Genomic DNA, 16,566 nt, shown 5'->3' on the forward strand with positions numbered 1-16,566 from the left:
GGGATCAGCCATGCATCTATCATTTAAAGAGCGCTCCGATGAACACGGTGTGCTACTGCAAAAAACCAAGGCTGCACAACTCGTGTTATGCGGACGCCCTGATCGGCAAGAACCATCCAAACCGGTGCGTTTTCAAGTCAACGGGAAAAGTATCGGCATGTACCAAATTAAAGACCGTACCACTGGCAAGACTCTTGCCTTCCGTGACGACTACAAGGCCGCTCACGAACTCGCCATGCAGTTTGAAGTAAAGGCCAATCGCCAGATTGCGGTGACGCTATGAAAAAGCGAAAGCCCAACAACATGCGTACCCGGGTAGAGCGAGCGAGTCGGGCACTGCTCAATGCCAATCACGTCGCGGTGGTCCACATCGACCCCAGCGGACGCCAAGGGATGCTCAACCGGAAGAGCTGCAAGAGCATCCCGCCAGGACAACGCATGGCCGAAGCAGTTTGCGACTTTGCCCATCGCTGGACGATCTATGTCAGCGTCCAGTGTCGCGATCAGCACGGCCACCGCTATAGCAAATCGGTCGAGGTCGCCCCGCAGGGCAATTATCTGGCCGCTCACCTCGAAGACGTGATCGAGGACACCTACAAAGCCCTGGTCGCCGAGAGCAACCCAAATCATCGGATCGCTTCGGGCTGGATCGCCATTCCTGCCGAGATCTCGCTGACTGAAGAACAGGCCGCCCGGGTGTTCGACGCGGTGGGTGTCTGGAGTCAGCAGAGAACAGCATGAGACAAATCAGCAATCAGGTGCGCCAACGCCGACGACAGACATGGCTGGATCTACCGCCCCACAGAATTGAAGAGGCGGGCCATGGCCAAAGTAGGACTGCATCAGCGTTTACAATGAAATTCAGTCGTGTTCGCGCGCGCCATGTAACATCACTCAACTTCGGAGTTCTCACGCTCCTTCTTCCCAAATAGGTAACCCATAGCCAGCGTAACGATCGGGGCAAATACACCCCACGTTTCTTTCAATATATCAAGACAGTTCTCCCCCTTACTGTAATATATATCCACTGCAAATAGAGTAAATATTACGAAAGCCGATAGCCTTACCATTCGAGTAATTAGATACCAGACTACCGAATCTTTAGCCTGATCTCCTTTACCAATAAGATTCGCAAAGGGCGCAGAACCAAAGTTAAAGATACCCGACTTTTTTTCGAATTTTCCGGTTGTTTCAGCCACTTCAATTTTATTTATTGAAGATTGAACTGGCGCCCCCTCATTCATCCCCAACCTCTTCAGCCAAAGAAACCGAGTCTGAATCCAGCTTCACAATGGTGTACTTAACCATATGACTTAAATTTTTCGCTGCATAAATGAAGTAGGCCAGTCCTATTTTATCTTCCCCCAAAGTTCCGACCGGCAGAAAGTCTCGAGTTCGTCCGACCCACTTCATTTGAGGTGGATTAGTTAAATTAATCGTCATCAGCTGCCCACCACCACTGTAGCTAATTTTTTGAGTGGAGCCGTCATACAAAAATACAAACCTAAATGTTAAATCTTGGAGCTTGATAGAAACAGTATTTTGATCCTTTGGAACTACAACTGATCCAGACGCCAAAACTTCATTTGAGCCAACAAAAACCTCATGCCCAGCCATTCAACACCCCTAAAAATAAAACACACCAGCTAATAATCAGTGCATAAATATCACCAAGTATGGATGAGCAGACCCAAATAGCCAATAGGTGCTGCTCCGACAGCGGCAGCACTACAGCTCTACCTAGCAGCTTTTTCTCACAGTCGCATCCGGTCACGGAGCGCTGCGCCTGACCTCACTCATCCAATAGAACCACCTCGAACTGCGCTCCAGGAATCGCCGGGGATGAAACGATCCACCGGGCCGCATGCCGTGCACCGCATTTCGGGCACACAACCTCGATCTGATCCTTCGTGTCGTCCAATTCGAAGTGAAGCTCTTCATCACACTTCTTGCATTTGGCCATCTGAGCACCCTCCTGTAAGTCTCAACTCAGCATAGCGCCTCCCCACTTCAACTAATCACGCCAGCCGACGAGTCCGGTGCGTGGCTGGAGAAAACCATGCGCGTTTTGTTCTGCAACAACGGAAGCGACTCAAATCCGCTGATTCAGCGGGCTCATGAAAAAAGCTTCCAGACTTGCCTGTATTTGGATACGGGCTGATTGCCAGCTGAATAGCCCGTCCGCAGCTGAGCAACGCAGGATGAAGATCTATCGAGAACTCTAGAATCCAAAGTCAGTGCGGTGTTTCAGTAAATATTTTTGGTTCCCAACGGATAACTTGGCAATCCCGGAAAACTGATCAAGACCGAATGCCGCCCGATCGTGCTGACTCAGCCTACTGCTCACTAATAGGGATCCGTCGTCTGCGAAGGAGATTAGACCTCGATCAAACAGTCGATCGACATGAGCAGCAAGAAGGAGGCCATTATCAGGATCAAGTCTTGCCACATTGTCCGCCAGGCACCACGCTTCGATATGTGACGCGACAAGTAATTCCGGGTTTTCAATACCCGTTAAAGCGCAGCGCCCTTGCCAGATGTTTAGAAGCGACGCTCGAAATTGTCCCTGACCCACCCTCGACTGCACGATCGATTCTCGCGTGGTCTTGTCGATCTTCTTACCAGACGCCCCCTTAGTAATCAGCAGGTTGTCAAAATCTGCCAGCTGACCGCTTGCTTCTAGCAAGTAGACGCCAGCGCGGACAGGGAGGTGTGCCATGTAGATCTGAGTTAAGGTGCCATCCTTGGTGAACAGAGACGGACTGGTCTGACTGTCAAATTGATCCATGAACGCTACGGCTATCTCATCGCGCAGAATCGGCCGTTCCAGCTGTGTAAGATCAATATCGACGCGGTGCCCGTTGGCGCTCCCGCTCCAAGTATTGAAGGAGCGGTTAGTCGGTCTCTCGGCGTCGAAGGCATCCGCGGTTGCCACAGCGATCGCGTATATCTGTTTGTCTTTACAGCAAAAGATGACGTCGCCCTTTTTCACAGCTCCGACATTGTTCCAATGAACTAAGGTCCTCTTCTTACCATTGCTCTGCGGGGAGCTAAGCGGAGCCCAAAGGAAATTTCCTTCCAGGACTTCCTTGTGGGTACCGTTAACATTTACCCAATAAAATTCCATTTAGCCTCCATGAGCGACCTTCGTACAAAGCATTATGGAGAATCACTCCGAATCTAAATCTGCCTGAATTCGGGCAGCAATAGACGGCGCCCAGTCTTGGCCCGTGATTTGATACGTCGAACGCTTTTTGCTGACAATCCGAATCGTATAAGTATCTGCCGTCTTCGATATAGGAGTAACAAACAATCCTATGACCTCTCCCCAAGTCGCCATACCAGCAGGTGCTTCAGATTTAATAACACCTGCACTCTTATTGATTTCAACAATTGCCAAATTTGTACTCATAGCACTTACCGAAGACTTCCAAACCTCATTATAAGTTTTGTTTGAAATCTCGACGGTCACACCTCTATCAGAAGGCTGAAGCCCGTCAACAGTTGAACACGCCGCGACCCAAAGACACAGAGCGCCAACTGCCAGAACCTTAAAAATACTATTAATCACGAAATATCCTTATTAGAGATAGAACAAACGAAATCTTCGCAGAATCCCAGAAAAAAAGAACCCCTCCCCCTTCAAAGTCAGCCGCTATAGCGGCAAGGACGAAGTCATGCCAAAAATTCACCCGGACCTGGAACTTGACGCTGAAGCCGCGGCTGACCTCGATACAGCGCTGAAGCCGCTCAAGACCTGGGCGCGAAAGCACTGCCAGCCGGACTTCTTCACGGTCAAGGACATCACCCCGCACACCATCACCGAAGCGGAAGTTCGGGAGGCCTTGGCATGATCGCCCTCGCCTGGTTCGCCTACGTGTACTGCTACAAGGGGCCGCGGTGATGACACACCAACCGAAAGGCGGCATGTGTCACACCTGCGTCCACGCCCACCGCAATTGCAGCCACCTGCCATTCAACACCATGCCAGCGCTCGCCCGGGACGCTCAAACCGTGATGGTCCGCTGCACTGACTTCCAGCGCCGCTAGTAAGGGTCCACCCCGCCGGTCACCTCAGGGGAGAAAGCGTGTACGCAACTGGCGAGGTGAACCAATAAACCGTAGCTCACCTTCAAAGCGTGCCTCACGCCCTTCATCTGAATTCCAAACACCAACCTCTGCCGCCGCTCGCGGCATGGAGCATCCAATGAAAAAAGAACTGATCAAGATCAGCGAGTTTCAGCGCCGGCGCTGGGGCGAGAACGGAACCCCGCAATGCCCCCAGGCAATTCGCAACCACATCCGCAACGGCATAGTCCCCGGCGAGCAGATCGGGAAACTTTGGTACGTTGATTGGACGGCGTTTAGCAAGTCGGTAGGAAATGACCTGGTCGCGATGGTATTGAAAGGAGCTGCATGATGGTCCCACGGCCGCGCAACAAGGCGAACAAGAGCCTCCCGCAGAACCTGTACTTCGATTCGCGGCGCTCGACTTATCGCTACCGGCGGCCTACCGACGGTAAGTGGTTTCAGTTCGGCGCCGACCGAATCAAGGCGATTGACGCCGCGAAGCAGTTGAACCTGGAGTTTATGCGCGGTGCTGACTTGATCGGCGCCGTGCTGGGTAGTTCGTCCGAATCATTCGCTGGCTTCCTCGATACCTACGAGCGCGACGTTTTGCCGCCGCGCGAGCTGGCAAAAGGAACTCTGGGCTTGTATGCCGTGCACTTTCGGCGCTTCCGTAAGCAATTCGAAGGGAAAGCAGTCGATCAGATTACGATCCGCATGATCGCGGAGATGCTAGACGTACTCACCCCGCGCACCGCGAACCAGTGCAGGGCCCTGCTGATCGATATTTTCAACCATGCCGCTGCCAAAGGGCTGTGCCCGGACAACCCGGCCGCCAGCACCATCAATCGCATCGAAAAGAAGCAGCGCAAGCGTCACACCGTTGAGGGCTTGAAGGCGATTAGGGAAAAAGCGCCAGCCTGGTTGCAAAATGCAATCGACCTGGCCCTGATCACCGCCCAACGCCGAACCGACATCCTCGATATGCGCTTTGACGGTGTTCGGGAGGGTTTCCTCTACCTGGTCCAAAAGAAGACAGCGAAGGCCACTGACGCGGCGTGGATCCGCTTTCGAGTGACACCCGAGTTGCAGGCGATCATCAGTCGCTGCCGTGATGACACGGCTTCACCGTACCTGGTACACCGGAAGCCAGAACGCCGGAAACAGAAACAGGCGCAGACCAAGGACCACTGGACCAAGGTCGAGGAAAGGTATTTGACGCGAGCATTCAAGGAAGCCAGGGAGGCGGCGAACTGCTACGCGGGATGGAAGGAGGAAGAGATGCCGGGCTTCCACGAAGTGCGAGCGCTGTCGCTGCACCTCTACAAGAAAGCCGGAAAGGATGGGCAGAAAATCTGCCGGCCATGCGAGCGAAGGTATGACCAAAAACTACCAGCGTGACCATGAAGATGTCGTGTGGTCAGAGGCGATTCCGGACCTGAATATCAGTGAATTCACCGGGTAGTTTTGCGCCAGTTTTGCGCCAGTTTTGCGCAGGCACAAAAAAGCCGATCTAGTTGATCGGCTCAAGTGTCTGATTTTACTCAGGAATAATGGTCGGGACGGAGTGATTCGAACACTCGACCCCTAGCACCCCATGCTAGTGCGCTACCGGACTGCGCTACGCCCCGACTAGGCGTGTTACCCGTTCCTCATCTCGAGGAACGCTCAAGAATATATCGCAAGCTTTTGAAAACTGGAAGTATTTAAAAGCGAGAATTTATTTCTTGAGTACCACCAGAACATCTTCGAGCTCGGCGATCATCTGGCGGATCATTTGCTTGTATTGGGTGGTGTCGTCTTTGGCTTCATCACCGGACAAACGCAGGCGCGCTCCGCCGATGGTGAACCCCTGATCATAAAGAAGCGCGCGGATCTGCCGGATCATCAACACGTCCTGGCGCTGATAATACCGGCGGTTTCCGCGGCGTTTGACCGGGTTGAGTTGAGGAAACTCCTGCTCCCAGTAGCGCAGCACGTGTGGTTTTACCGCACACAGCTCGCTGACTTCACCAATGGTGAAGTAGCGTTTGCCCGGGATGACGGGGAGCTCGTCGTTATGACTTGGTTCCAGCATAAGCCTCAACTCGGGCCTTCAACTTCTGCCCTGGACGAAAGGTGACCACACGGCGAGCCGTGATCGGGATTTCTTCCCCCGTTTTCGGATTGCGGCCAGGCCGCTGGCGTTTGTCCCGAAGGTCGAAATTGCCGAAACCGGACAATTTGACTTGTTCGTTGTCTTCAAGAGCGTGCCTGATTTCTTCAAAAAACAGTTCGACCAATTCCTTGGCCTCCCGTTTGTTCAGGCCCAGCTCTTCATACAGACGTTCCGCCATCTCAGCTTTCGTCAGAGCCCCCATACGTCACTTCCTTAACGTGGCGTTCAACCTTTGTTCGAGCGAGGTGAGGATGTTTTGCGTTGCGGTATTCACCTCATCGTCATTAAGAGTGCGCGATGGATGCTGCCAGGTCAAGCCGACTGCGAGGCTTTTTCTATCAGGATCAATGCCTTTACCCTGATACACGTCAAATAGCCTGAGGTCTGTCAGCCATTCGCCTGCATTTTCACGGATTACGTCCAGTACAGCCGTGGCTGCAACGTCTTTGTGCGCAATCAGTGCAAGGTCACGACGCACTTCAGGAAAGCGCGATAACTCGTGGAATTTCGGCATTTTGCCCGACGCGACTTCCGCCAGAACCAGCTCGAAGACGAAGACCGGACGGTCGAGACCGAGGGTTTTCGACAATTCGGGGTGGATCGCGCCAATGAAGCCGACCAGACGACCATCGCGTTCGATGCGTGCGGTTTGGCCCGGGTGCAATGCCGGGTGCTTGCCTGGCACGAAAGTGAACGAATCCAGGGCACCGGCGAAGCCCAGCACCGCTTCCACGTCAGCCTTGACGTCAAAGAAGTCAACGGTATCGCGACCCTGCGCCCAGCCTTCCGGCAAGCGACTGCCGCAAACCACACCGGCGAGCATCGGCTCTTGCTTCAAACCTTCGAGCTGACCGACAAAACGCAGACCGCTTTCGAACAGGCGTACGCGATCCTGCTGACGGTTCAGGTTGTGCTGAAGCGCCTTGACCAGACCCGGCCACAACGACGAACGCATGGCGGCCATGTCATTGGAGATCGGATTGGCGAGCAGCAACGGCTCAACACCCGGATTAAACAGTTCGAACTGTTTCGGATCGATGAAGCTGTAGGTAATTGCTTCCTGATATCCACGGGCAACCAGCAGGCGGCGCAGTTCAGGTAGGTCGCTACGGGCTTCGGCCTTGGCTTGCGGCGCCAGACGCGCTTGCGGATAACGAACCGGCAGACGGTTGTAGCCGTACAGGCGTGCCAGCTCTTCGATCAGGTCGACTTCCAGACTGATATCGAAGCGATGGCTTGGCACTTCTACGCGCCACTGCCCTGCCCCGTCGGCAGTAATGGCAAGGCCCAAGGCATTGAGCAGACGCTCCACTTCAGCCGAATCCATTTCCATACCCAGCATCTGGGTAATGCGCTGGGCACGCAGGGTGACCGGAGCAATTTTCGGCAGGTGCTGTTCGCTGACGGTCTCGATGATCGGACCCGCTTCACCGCCGGTGATTTCCAGCAGCAGGCCAGTCGCGCGCTCCATGGCCTCGCGGGCCAGTTGCCAGTCCACGCCACGCTCATAGCGATGGGATGCATCGGTGTGCAGGCCATAGGAACGGGCCTTGCCTGCTACGGCGATCTGGTCGAAGAAGGCGCTTTCCAGGAACACATCACGGGTGGTCGCGGACACACCGCTGTGCTCGCCACCCATGACGCCGGCGATTGCCAGTGCGCGGGAGTGGTCGGCGATCACCAGCGTATCGCTGCGCAGGCTGACTTCCTGACCGTCGAGCAGCACCAGCTTCTCGCCGTCTTCGGCCATGCGCACACGGATGCCGCCGTTGATTTCGGCGAGATCGAAGGCGTGCAGTGGCTGACCCAGCTCCAGCATCACGTAGTTGGTGATGTCGACGGCAGCATCGATGCTGCGCACGTCGGCACGACGCAGGCGCTCTACCATCCACAGCGGCGTAGGCTTGGACAGGTCGACGTTACGGATCACACGACCCAGATAACGCGGGCACGCGGCAGGTGCCAGCACTTCTACCGAACGCACTTCGTCGTGGGCGGCAGGCACCGAAGCCACTACTGGACGGCTGACCGGAGCGGCGTACAAAGCCCCCACTTCACGCGCCAGGCCGGCCAGGGACAGGCAGTCGCCACGGTTCGGGGTCAGGTCGACCTCGATGCTGGCGTCTTCCAGGTCCAGGTAAACGCGGAAATCTTCGCCCACCGGCGCATCGGCCGGCAGTTCCATCAGACCGTCGTTACCTTCACCGACCTGCAGCTCGGATTGCGAGCACAGCATGCCGTTGGATTCAACGCCACGCAGCTTGGCCTTCTTGATCTTGAAGTCACCTGGCAACTCGGCGCCGATCATGGCGAAAGGAATCTTCAGGCCCGGGCGCACGTTGGGCGCACCGCAAACCACCTGGAAGGTTTCCGAACCGTTGCTGACCTGGCACACGCGCAACTTGTCGGCGTCCGGGTGCTGCTCGGTGCTCAGCACCTCGCCAACCACCACGCCACTGAAAACACCGGCGGCCGGCGTAACGCTATCGACCTCAAGACCAGCCATCGACAGACGAGCAACCAGCTCGTCGCGACTTACCTGCGGGCTAACCCAGCCACGCAGCCATTGTTCACTGAATTTCATCCTGCTCTCCTAAGAATTCGTTACGACTAGCGAAATTGCGCGAGGAACCGCAAGTCGTTGTCGAAGAACAGACGCAAGTCGTTCACGCCGTAACGCAGCATGGCCAGACGCTCAACGCCCATGCCGAAGGCAAAGCCCGAGAACTCTTCCGGGTCGATACCGGACATGCGCAGCACGTTCGGGTGAACCATGCCGCAGCCCATCACTTCCAGCCAGCCGGTCTGCTTGCAGACGCGGCAGCCTTTACCGCTGCACATCACGCATTCCATGTCGACTTCAGCAGATGGCTCGGTGAACGGGAAGTAAGAAGGACGGAAACGCACCGCCAGTTCCTTTTCGAAGAACACCCGCAGGAACTCTTCGATGGTGCCTTTGAGGTCGGCGAAATTGATGTCGCGATCGATCAGCAGGCCTTCGACCTGGTGGAACATCGGCGAGTGGGTGATATCGGAGTCGCTGCGGTATACGCGGCCTGGGCAGACGATGCGGATCGGCGGCTGCTTGGACTCCATGGTGCGGACCTGTACCGGCGAGGTATGGGTGCGCAACAGCATGTTCGCATTGAAATAGAAGGTGTCATGCATCGACCGGGCCGGGTGATGGCCTGGGATGTTGAGTGCTTCGAAGTTGTGATAGTCGTCTTCGACCTCAGGGCCTTCGGCGATGCCGTAGCCGATACGGGTGAAGAACTGTTCGACGCGTTCCAGAGTGCGGGTAACCGGATGCAGACCACCGGAGGTCTGACCACGGCCAGGCAGGGTCACGTCAATGGACTCGGCAGAGAGTTTGGCAGCCAGATCGGCTTCTTCAAACAATGCCTTGCGCGCATTAAGGACCTCTGTGACACGCTCCTTGGCAACGTTGATCAGCGCACCGACCTGCGGACGCTCTTCTGCCGGCAAATTCCCCAGGGTCTTCATCACCTGAGTCAATTCACCCTTCTTGCCAAGGTAGTGAACCCGGATTTGCTCCAGGGCATTGATATCTTCAGCGCTTTGCACAGCCTCTAGTGCTTGAGAGACGAGCGCATCCAGGTTTTCCATGTACAGACTCCAGATACAAAATAGGGGAAGAGCTTGAAGGCTCTTCCCCTATTTATGACGTTTAACACCTGGCCCCACAGATGCGAGGCCGGGTGACTGTCGGGGGTACTTAAGCCAAGGTGGCTTTAGCTTTCTCGACAATCGCAGCAAACGCCGCTTTTTCGTTCACTGCCAGATCAGCCAGAACCTTACGGTCGATCTCGATGGACGCTTTTTTCAGGCCGGCGATGAAACGGCTGTAGGACAGACCGTTGATACGAGCACCAGCGTTGATACGAGCGATCCACAGAGCGCGGAACTGACGTTTTTTCTGACGACGGTCACGGTAGGCGTATTGGCCTGCCTTGATTACCGCTTGCTTGGCAACACGGAATACGCGGGAGCGTGCGCCGTAGTAGCCTTTAGCAAGTTTCAGAATTTTTTTGTGACGCTTACGGGCAATGACGCCACGCTTTACACGAGCCATGAGTTACTTCCTCTATTCTTGACTAAAATTAACGAAGGCGCAGCATGCGCTCGACTTTTGCCACGTCAGACGGATGCAGCAAGCTGCTACCGCGCAGTTGACGCTTACGCTTGGTCGACATTTTGGTCAGGATGTGGCTCTTGAAAGCGTGCTTGTGCTTGATACCGTTAGCAGTTTTCAGAAACCGCTTAGCAGCACCACTTTTGGTCTTCATTTTTGGCATGTTCGGATACTCCGCATTCAGTTGATAAACATAATCAGAAGGCCTGCCGTGCCCTGTTGATTACTTCTTCTTTTTCGGGGCGATGACCATGATCAGCTGGCGTCCTTCCATCTTAGGATGCTGTTCGACCGAACCGTACTCGAGCAAGTCACCTTCAACTCGCTTGAGGAGTTCCATCCCCAGCTCCTGGTGGGCCATCTCACGGCCGCGGAATCGCAAGGATACCTTGGCCCTGTCCCCGTCACTCAGGAAACGTACCAGGTTGCGCAGTTTTACCTGGTAATCCCCTTCCTCCGTCCCTGGACGAAACTTGATTTCTTTAACCTGAATCTGCTTCTGGTTTTTCTTGGCCGCAGCAATCTGCTTCTTCTTTTCGAAGATCGATTTGCCGTAGTCCATCAGTTTGCAAACAGGTGGTACTGCATCGGCGGAAATCTCCACCAGATCCAGCTTGGCCTCTTCAGCCTTAAGAAGCGCGTCTTCGATTGACACAATCCCGAGCTGTTCACCTTCAGCCCCAATTAACCGAACCTCGCGTGCCGAGATATTCTCGTTGATCGGGGCTTTCGGTGCAGTTCGTTTATCTTGTCTCATTTCACGCTTAATAATAATTACTCCGAATCTTGGCGACCACGCCGGGAAACCGCTTGGGCGAGGAACTCAGCGAACTGGGCGACGGGCATCGAGCCCAGGTCAGCACCTTCACGAGTACGCACAGCGACAGTCTGCATCTCGACCTCCCGATCTCCGATAACCAAGAGATAAGGAACCTTGAGCAAAGTATGCTCGCGGATTTTAAAGCCGATCTTTTCATTTCTCAAGTCAGACTTGGCACGAAACCCGCTTTCGTTGAGAGTTTTTTCCACTTCGGCGGCAAAATCAGCCTGTTTATCAGTGATATTCATCACCACTGCCTGGGTCGGAGCCAGCCACGCAGGGAACGCGCCCTCGTAATGCTCGATCAGGATTCCGACGAACCGCTCGAAGGACCCCAGGATCGCCCGGTGCAACATCACCGGGTGCTTGCGGCTGTTGTCTTCGGAGACGTATTCGGCTCCCAGACGCACAGGCAGGTTAAAATCGAGCTGCAGGGTACCACATTGCCAGACGCGACCGAGGCAATCTTTCAGCGAGAACTCGATCTTCGGACCGTAGAACGCACCCTCGCCCGGCTGCAGATCGTACGGCAGGCCCGCGCTGTCAAGGGCTGCGGCCAGTGCAGCTTCGGCGCGATCCCAAAGTTCGTCGGAACCGACGCGTTTTTCCGGACGAGTGGACAGCTTCATCTCGACATCTTTAAAGCCGAAATCAGCGTAGACGTCCATGGTCAGCTTGATGAACGCGGCGGACTCGGCCTGCATCTGCTCTTCGGTGCAGAAGATGTGGGCGTCGTCCTGGGTGAATGCGCGCACGCGCATGATGCCGTGCAAGGCACCCGATGGCTCGTTACGGTGGCATGCACCGAACTCGGCCAGGCGCATCGGCAGCTCGCGGTAGCTCTTCAGGCCCTGGTTGAACACCTGCACGTGGCAAGGGCAGTTCATTGGCTTGATCGCGTAGTCGCGATTTTCCGACTGGGTGGTGAACATGTTGTCGGCGTAGTTGGCCCAGTGCCCGGATTTCTCCCACAGGCTGCGGTCGACCACTTGCGGCGTCTTGATTTCGAGATAGCCGTTGTCGCGCTGAACCTTGCGCATGTATTGCTCGAGCACCTGGTACAGAGTCCAGCCGTTCGGGTGCCAGAACACCATGCCCGGCGACTCTTCCTGGGTGTGGAACAGGCCCAGGCGCTTGCCGATCTTGCGGTGGTCGCGTTTTTCGGCTTCTTCGATGCGCTGGATGTAAGCCGCCAGTTGCTTCTTGTCCGCCCATGCGGTGCCGTAGACGCGCTGCAATTGCTCGTTCTTGGCATCGCCACGCCAGTAGGCGCCGGACAGCTTGGTCAGCTTGAAAGATTTCAGGAAGCGGGTGTTCGGCACGTGCGGACCGCGGCACATGTCGACGTATTCTTCGTGGTAATACAGGCCCATGGCCTGTTCGTTCGGCATGTCCTCGACCAGGCGCAACTTGTAGTCTTCGCCACGAGCCTTGAACACTTCGATCACTTCGGCGCGCGGAGTGACTTTCTTGATCACGTCGTAATCTTTCTCGATCAGCTGCTGCATGCGCTGTTCGATGGCCGCCAGGTCGTCCGGAGTGAAAGGACGCTCGAAGGCGATGTCGTAATAGAAACCTTCGTCGATGACCGGCCCGATGACCATTTTGGCGGTCGGGTACAACTGCTTGACCGCGTGGCCAACCAGGTGGGCGCAAGAGTGGCGAATGATCTCCAGCCCCTCTTCATCCTTTGGCGTGATGATTTGCAGCGACGCGTCGCTGTCGATGATGTCGCTGGCGTCGACCAGCTTGCCATCGACCTTGCCCGCAACGGTGGCCTTGGCCAGGCCTGCACCGATGGATGCGGCGACCTCGGCAACGGAAACCGGGTGATCGAATGAACGTTGACTGCCGTCGGGAAGAGTAATAGTTGGCATGGCGCCTCCTCTCCTAGTGGTGACCCCTACCAAAGGTCACGTGGGTTGGGATGAGCCAGTACAAGATCCGGTCCAGGCCATTCAATGACGAACGCCTGCCTTACAGCGGCAGGAGCCTTGCGGCCAACCGGAAAACCGAACCAGAGTGACTGGGATTCAAATCAGGGTTAATCGCACATCTGCCGCCACCGGGACTGAAGGTCCGTCGGAGCCTGCAAACGCCCGAGCGGGGCATGCTAGCACAGATGAACGGTTATCGGCCTGCACGCAATCAGACGGTGAAAATTTCCTCCCTTTTATGGCGCAGAGTGAACTTGAGATATACGAGATGCCTCAAACTGACTGAGAATCGCCACAGATATCGACCCCCAAGGAGTTCCTGTCATGCGCCTTATCCGTCTTTTTGCCTTTGCCGCCCCGCTTGCCCTGTTGCTGCCACTGAGCGCACACGCTGCCTGGCCAAATGGTGTGAAAGCCCAGTACATGAGCGATTGCACAAAAGCTGCCAGCCAAACTGTCAACCCGGCCGAAGCGAAGAAGCACTGCTCGTGCGGCGCCGACGTTCTCGAGAAGAAATTCACCACCCAGGAGATCGCGCAGTTGATGGACAAGAACAATCCAGCCGGCCCTGAATTGAGCCAGCGCGCACTGAAAGAAATCTCGGTGTGCCGAGTCCAGAAATAGCGTTGCACAGGACGTTTTTTGAGGGATCCGGGGGCCTAAAACAGCCAAATATCGGCTGATTCACATAATTTACGCAGCTTTTACGGGTTTTTTTACTCCCCTGTTTTGCAGCGCAAACCCCCTGAAACCGGGGCTCACAGCCATTCCTGGTGGTGAAAGACGTGCAATATGAAAGCAAACAGCGCGTCTGGGGGGGTCCCAAACCGAACATTTCGACTATGATACTCGGGTGTGCCCAGTTGGCCTGAGCAGCACAGTACTACTGAAAATATATGTTTCTTGGAGATACACCATGTCTAATCGCCAAACCGGCACCGTTAAATGGTTCAACGATGAAAAAGGCTTCGGCTTCATCACTCCTCAAGGTGGCGGTGACGACCTGTTCGTACACTTCAAAGCTATCGAAAGCGACGGTTTCAAAAGCCTGAAAGAAGGCCAGACTGTTTCCTTCGTGGCTGAGAAAGGCCAAAAGGGTATGCAAGCTGCTCAAGTTCGCCCAGAGTAATTTCCAGGCGCACTAAAAAAACCCCGTCCATGTGACGGGGTTTTTTATGGGTGAAACAAAAGCCTGGGAATCAGCCGCAGTTGACCCGGGTGACCACCCTGGCGGCATCGGTGTTCAGGTTCAGGCGATCGGAACGGTACTCCAGCGTCACCATATCGGTCGGCAGCAGGAACCGCGCGCTTTGCGCCCCTGCGCGGGTACGTGCCTGCTCAAGCAGTTGCGGCGATGCCTGTTTGCCGATGGTGAACTCGGCAGCCTTCGCTTCACAGCGGCTGTGACCCGTGTCAGTCGTCGCCACATCCGCGTTTGCCGACTCCGTAGAGGCAGTGCTGCAACCGGCCAGCGTGGCAACGGCCAGCAAAGTACCCAATGACGCGAGCTTCCAAGGCATGAAGCCTCCTTATTCAATGATTAAGCTGAGATCGTGCGACCACCAGACTGGCGTTTGGTTTCACAGGCAAGCAGTTCCAGCACCCTGCCCGCAATCCGGACGAGCCGCGATTCTGCCTGAGCGCCGCTCTGCCCTTAATCACTGAATCGTGACTGAATATGAACAACGCTCAATAGACGTCGATGTAGTCGTAAGGCGGATTGGGCCAGTTCTCTTTCAAGGCATTGAAGATCTGCATGACCCAGACTTCATCGCTGGCCGCGACCCGTCCGACATAACCGGAGCCCTTGGCCCAGGTTTCGAGCCGGAACAACAACCCGTCGATATCGGTACCGCCCACGACACCCGAGGAGATATAGGCAATACCTCCCTTGGTGACCCGCAACTGGGTGTGCTCATCGTCACTGGCGCCGGCCAGTAGCTGACGCACCGCTTCGAGGGTCAAGCCATCCGGGGAGTTCAAATCGATCTGCACAGCGTGCTCCTTGAAAATTCGACAGAGACCAAGTGTCGCACAGCCCTCTTTTCATGCCTAAGTCGACGTGTCAAAAGCCTCGCAAAATGGTTAACTCGGCACTCAGACTTCCCCCCGACTTCACGAGTGCCATCATGACCACCGTAAGCATCGACGCCGACATCAAGGCCAAGTGGCAAGACGGCCACAGCTCCTACAGTCCAAGCAGTACGGAAGAGCTTGCCATTATCGGTATCGACCTACTGGTCAGGGACCTGGGAACCGAAGCCGCCCAATCGTTCATCGAACAGATTTTCGAGAAGCATCTGTCGGACCAGAAGTCCGACGCTGCCAGCGGGCGGGAGTGAACCCCGCAGGCAGGCACCTGCGGGGCATGCAGCTTATTTCAGACGGGCCAGACGCTCGGTCAGCAGATCGAAGAAGCCCTGGGCATCGCCGTTTTCAACCCAGAACGCATTCTTCGGCGCTTTCAAGCCATCATACCAGTCAACGATGGTTTGCCCGAAAGTCGGTCCCTCGCGGCTGTCGACCACCACGTTGACCGAGCGGCCGCTGAACAATTGCGGCTTGAGCAGGTAAGCAACCACCGTGGCGTCATGCACCGGGCCACCCGAAATGCCGTAGTGCTCCATGTCGCCTTTGATGTATTCATTGAGAATGTCGCCCACCAAACGGCTGGCATTGTTGTTCAGTGCCGCAATCTGTTGCAGACGCGCTTCGCTGGTCAGGATTTTGTGGGTCACATCCAGCGGCAGGTAAGTCAGCTTCACGCCACTCTTGAGCACCACTTCGGCGGCTTGCGGATCGGCGAACAGGTTGAATTCTGCCACCGGCGTGATGTTGCCGCCGTTGAAGTGCGCACCGCCCATGACCACCACCTCCTTGATGCCCTGGACGATACCCGGCGCCTGGATCAGCGCCAGGGCCAGGTTGGTCTGCGGGCCAAGCATGGCGATGGTAATGCTGTGGGGCTCGGCGGACTTCAGGGTGTCGATCAGATAAGCGATGGCACTGCCCTTGGCCAGGCCTTGTTTGGGCTCATGCACGGCAATGCCGGACAACCCTTCCTTGCCATGAATGTCCTCGGCATAGATAGGTGTGCGCATCAGGGGCTTCGGCGCGCCCGCATAGACCGGCACCTCTTCGCGCCCCGCCCACTCCCGGGCCAGTCGCGCATTGCGCGAGGTCTTGTCCAGGCGAACGTTGCCGGCAACGGTGGTCAGCGCTCGAACATTCAGCTCGTCCGGCGACGCCAGGGCGAACAACAAGGCGACGACATCATCAGCGCCGGGATCGGTGTCGATGATCAAGTCGATTTTTTGTGCCGCCGGGGCGTTTGTTGCGGTAATCAGGGACAAAAGCAGCAGACTCCGGAGCAGTGGAAGCAGTTTCCTAGCATAGCGATACGTGGCGCGCTCCTTGCACCAGGGAAATC

At 55.8% G+C, this 16,566-nt stretch carries 22 protein-coding genes, 1 tRNA gene and 1 pseudogene; 8 read left to right on the forward strand and 16 right to left on the reverse strand.

The window, feature by feature from the left end; all coding sequences use genetic code 11:
* Positions 1-10: 10 nt before the first annotated feature.
* On the forward strand, positions 11-283 hold the full coding sequence (locus tag KW841_RS06780; protein ID WP_218474771.1) for a hypothetical protein: 273 nt from the start codon (positions 11-13) through the stop codon (positions 281-283).
* The gene (locus KW841_RS06785) at positions 280-741 is read left to right on the forward strand and encodes a hypothetical protein (RefSeq protein ID WP_218474774.1); all 462 of its coding nucleotides are present in this window, start codon (positions 280-282) and stop codon (positions 739-741) included. Before KW841_RS06780 ends, KW841_RS06785 begins: the two co-directional genes overlap by 4 nt.
* A gap of 149 nt (positions 742-890) precedes the next feature.
* Here KW841_RS06785 and KW841_RS06790 read toward each other — a convergent pair whose 3' ends face one another.
* The 4 genes from KW841_RS06790 to KW841_RS06805 all read right to left on the reverse strand — a co-directional run bounded on the left by KW841_RS06790 (position 891) and on the right by KW841_RS06805 (position 3,571).
* The gene (locus KW841_RS06790) at positions 891-1,244 is read right to left on the reverse strand and encodes a hypothetical protein (RefSeq protein WP_218474777.1); all 354 of its coding nucleotides are present in this window, start codon (positions 1,242-1,244) and stop codon (positions 891-893) included.
* Positions 1,237-1,617: a DUF6864 domain-containing function gene (locus tag KW841_RS06795; RefSeq protein WP_218474780.1), complete on the reverse strand. Its 381-nt coding sequence runs from the start codon at positions 1,615-1,617 to the stop codon at positions 1,237-1,239. The genes KW841_RS06790 and KW841_RS06795 overlap by 8 nt, the downstream gene beginning before the upstream one ends.
* Before the next feature lie 604 nt (positions 1,618-2,221).
* Positions 2,222-3,127 (reverse strand): HNH endonuclease, encoded by a 906-nt coding sequence (locus KW841_RS06800; RefSeq protein WP_218474782.1) that lies wholly within the window; start codon positions 3,125-3,127, stop codon positions 2,222-2,224.
* 42 nt (positions 3,128-3,169) lie between these two features.
* Positions 3,170-3,571, reverse strand: a complete 402-nt coding sequence (locus KW841_RS06805) for a hypothetical protein (protein WP_218474785.1) — start codon at positions 3,569-3,571, stop codon at positions 3,170-3,172.
* A gap of 106 nt (positions 3,572-3,677) precedes the next feature.
* Between KW841_RS06805 and KW841_RS06810 the strand changes: the two genes are divergently transcribed.
* The 3 genes and pseudogenes from KW841_RS06810 (at position 3,678) to KW841_RS06820 (ending at position 5,533) form a co-directional block, all read left to right on the forward strand.
* Positions 3,678-3,854, forward strand: coding sequence for a hypothetical protein (locus KW841_RS06810; protein WP_218474787.1), 177 nt, complete (start codon positions 3,678-3,680; stop codon positions 3,852-3,854).
* 353 nt (positions 3,855-4,207) lie between these two features.
* Positions 4,208-4,420, forward strand: coding sequence for a hypothetical protein (locus tag KW841_RS06815; protein ID WP_126050555.1), 213 nt, complete (start codon positions 4,208-4,210; stop codon positions 4,418-4,420).
* Positions 4,420-5,533, forward strand: a pseudogene (locus tag KW841_RS06820) (phage integrase Arm DNA-binding domain-containing protein). Before KW841_RS06815 ends, KW841_RS06820 begins: the two are co-directional and overlap by 1 nt.
* A gap of 89 nt (positions 5,534-5,622) precedes the next feature.
* On the opposite strand, the gene KW841_RS06825 reads toward KW841_RS06820, so the two are convergent.
* The 9 genes from KW841_RS06825 to thrS form a co-directional block, all read right to left on the reverse strand.
* Positions 5,623-5,699: transfer RNA gene (locus KW841_RS06825), tRNA-Pro, on the reverse strand.
* Between the two features lie 89 nt (positions 5,700-5,788).
* Entirely contained in the window at positions 5,789-6,145 is a 357-nt protein-coding gene (locus tag KW841_RS06830; protein WP_003179985.1) for a MerR family transcriptional regulator, read from the reverse strand.
* The gene (gene ihfA, locus KW841_RS06835; protein WP_002553164.1) at positions 6,126-6,428 is read right to left on the reverse strand and encodes an integration host factor subunit alpha; all 303 of its coding nucleotides are present in this window, start codon (positions 6,426-6,428) and stop codon (positions 6,126-6,128) included. Before ihfA ends, KW841_RS06830 begins: the two co-directional genes overlap by 20 nt.
* Positions 6,429-6,431: 3 nt before the next feature.
* Entirely contained in the window at positions 6,432-8,810 is a 2,379-nt protein-coding gene (gene pheT, locus KW841_RS06840; protein ID WP_218474789.1) for a phenylalanine--tRNA ligase subunit beta, read from the reverse strand.
* A 26-nt stretch (positions 8,811-8,836) separates the two neighbouring features.
* Complete coding sequence (gene pheS / locus KW841_RS06845) at positions 8,837-9,853, reverse strand: phenylalanine--tRNA ligase subunit alpha (RefSeq protein WP_007975711.1); 1,017 nt, start codon at positions 9,851-9,853, stop codon at positions 8,837-8,839.
* 109 nt (positions 9,854-9,962) lie between these two features.
* The gene (gene rplT, locus KW841_RS06850) at positions 9,963-10,319 is read right to left on the reverse strand and encodes a 50S ribosomal protein L20 (protein WP_007905879.1); all 357 of its coding nucleotides are present in this window, start codon (positions 10,317-10,319) and stop codon (positions 9,963-9,965) included.
* A gap of 28 nt (positions 10,320-10,347) precedes the next feature.
* Entirely contained in the window at positions 10,348-10,542 is a 195-nt protein-coding gene (rpmI, locus tag KW841_RS06855) for a 50S ribosomal protein L35 (RefSeq protein WP_002553160.1), read from the reverse strand.
* A 60-nt stretch (positions 10,543-10,602) separates the two neighbouring features.
* Entirely contained in the window at positions 10,603-11,154 is a 552-nt protein-coding gene (infC, locus tag KW841_RS06860) for a translation initiation factor IF-3 (protein WP_172435703.1), read from the reverse strand.
* The gene (gene thrS / locus KW841_RS06865) at positions 11,154-13,076 is read right to left on the reverse strand and encodes a threonine--tRNA ligase (protein WP_007975710.1); all 1,923 of its coding nucleotides are present in this window, start codon (positions 13,074-13,076) and stop codon (positions 11,154-11,156) included. The genes infC and thrS overlap by 1 nt, the downstream gene beginning before the upstream one ends.
* Positions 13,077-13,460: 384 nt before the next feature.
* On the opposite strand from thrS, the gene KW841_RS06870 reads away from it, so the two are divergent.
* Positions 13,461-13,760 (forward strand): hypothetical protein, encoded by a 300-nt coding sequence (locus tag KW841_RS06870; RefSeq protein WP_007975709.1) that lies wholly within the window; start codon positions 13,461-13,463, stop codon positions 13,758-13,760.
* 292 nt (positions 13,761-14,052) lie between these two features.
* Positions 14,053-14,265: a cold-shock protein gene (locus tag KW841_RS06875; protein ID WP_003179963.1), complete on the forward strand. Its 213-nt coding sequence runs from the start codon at positions 14,053-14,055 to the stop codon at positions 14,263-14,265.
* A gap of 70 nt (positions 14,266-14,335) precedes the next feature.
* On the opposite strand, the gene KW841_RS06880 is transcribed toward KW841_RS06875, so the two are convergent.
* Both KW841_RS06880 and KW841_RS06885 read right to left on the reverse strand, forming a co-directional pair.
* Positions 14,336-14,656, reverse strand: coding sequence for an I78 family peptidase inhibitor (locus tag KW841_RS06880; protein WP_102699308.1), 321 nt, complete (start codon positions 14,654-14,656; stop codon positions 14,336-14,338).
* Between the two features lie 169 nt (positions 14,657-14,825).
* Positions 14,826-15,131, reverse strand: coding sequence for a hypothetical protein (locus KW841_RS06885; protein ID WP_007975706.1), 306 nt, complete (start codon positions 15,129-15,131; stop codon positions 14,826-14,828).
* A 134-nt stretch (positions 15,132-15,265) separates the two neighbouring features.
* Between KW841_RS06885 and KW841_RS06890 the strand changes: the two genes are divergently transcribed.
* On the forward strand, positions 15,266-15,478 hold the full coding sequence (locus KW841_RS06890) for a hypothetical protein (RefSeq protein WP_218474791.1): 213 nt from the start codon (positions 15,266-15,268) through the stop codon (positions 15,476-15,478).
* A 33-nt stretch (positions 15,479-15,511) separates the two neighbouring features.
* On the opposite strand, the gene KW841_RS06895 is transcribed toward KW841_RS06890, so the two are convergent.
* Positions 15,512-16,519, reverse strand: coding sequence for a nucleoside hydrolase (locus KW841_RS06895; RefSeq protein ID WP_218475458.1), 1,008 nt, complete (start codon positions 16,517-16,519; stop codon positions 15,512-15,514).
* Positions 16,520-16,566: the final 47 nt, after the last annotated feature.

The sequence above is a fragment of the Pseudomonas sp. PDM28 genome, from assembly GCF_019219115.1.
Classification (GTDB): Bacteria; Pseudomonadota; Gammaproteobacteria; order Pseudomonadales; family Pseudomonadaceae; genus Aquipseudomonas; species Aquipseudomonas laurylsulfatiphila.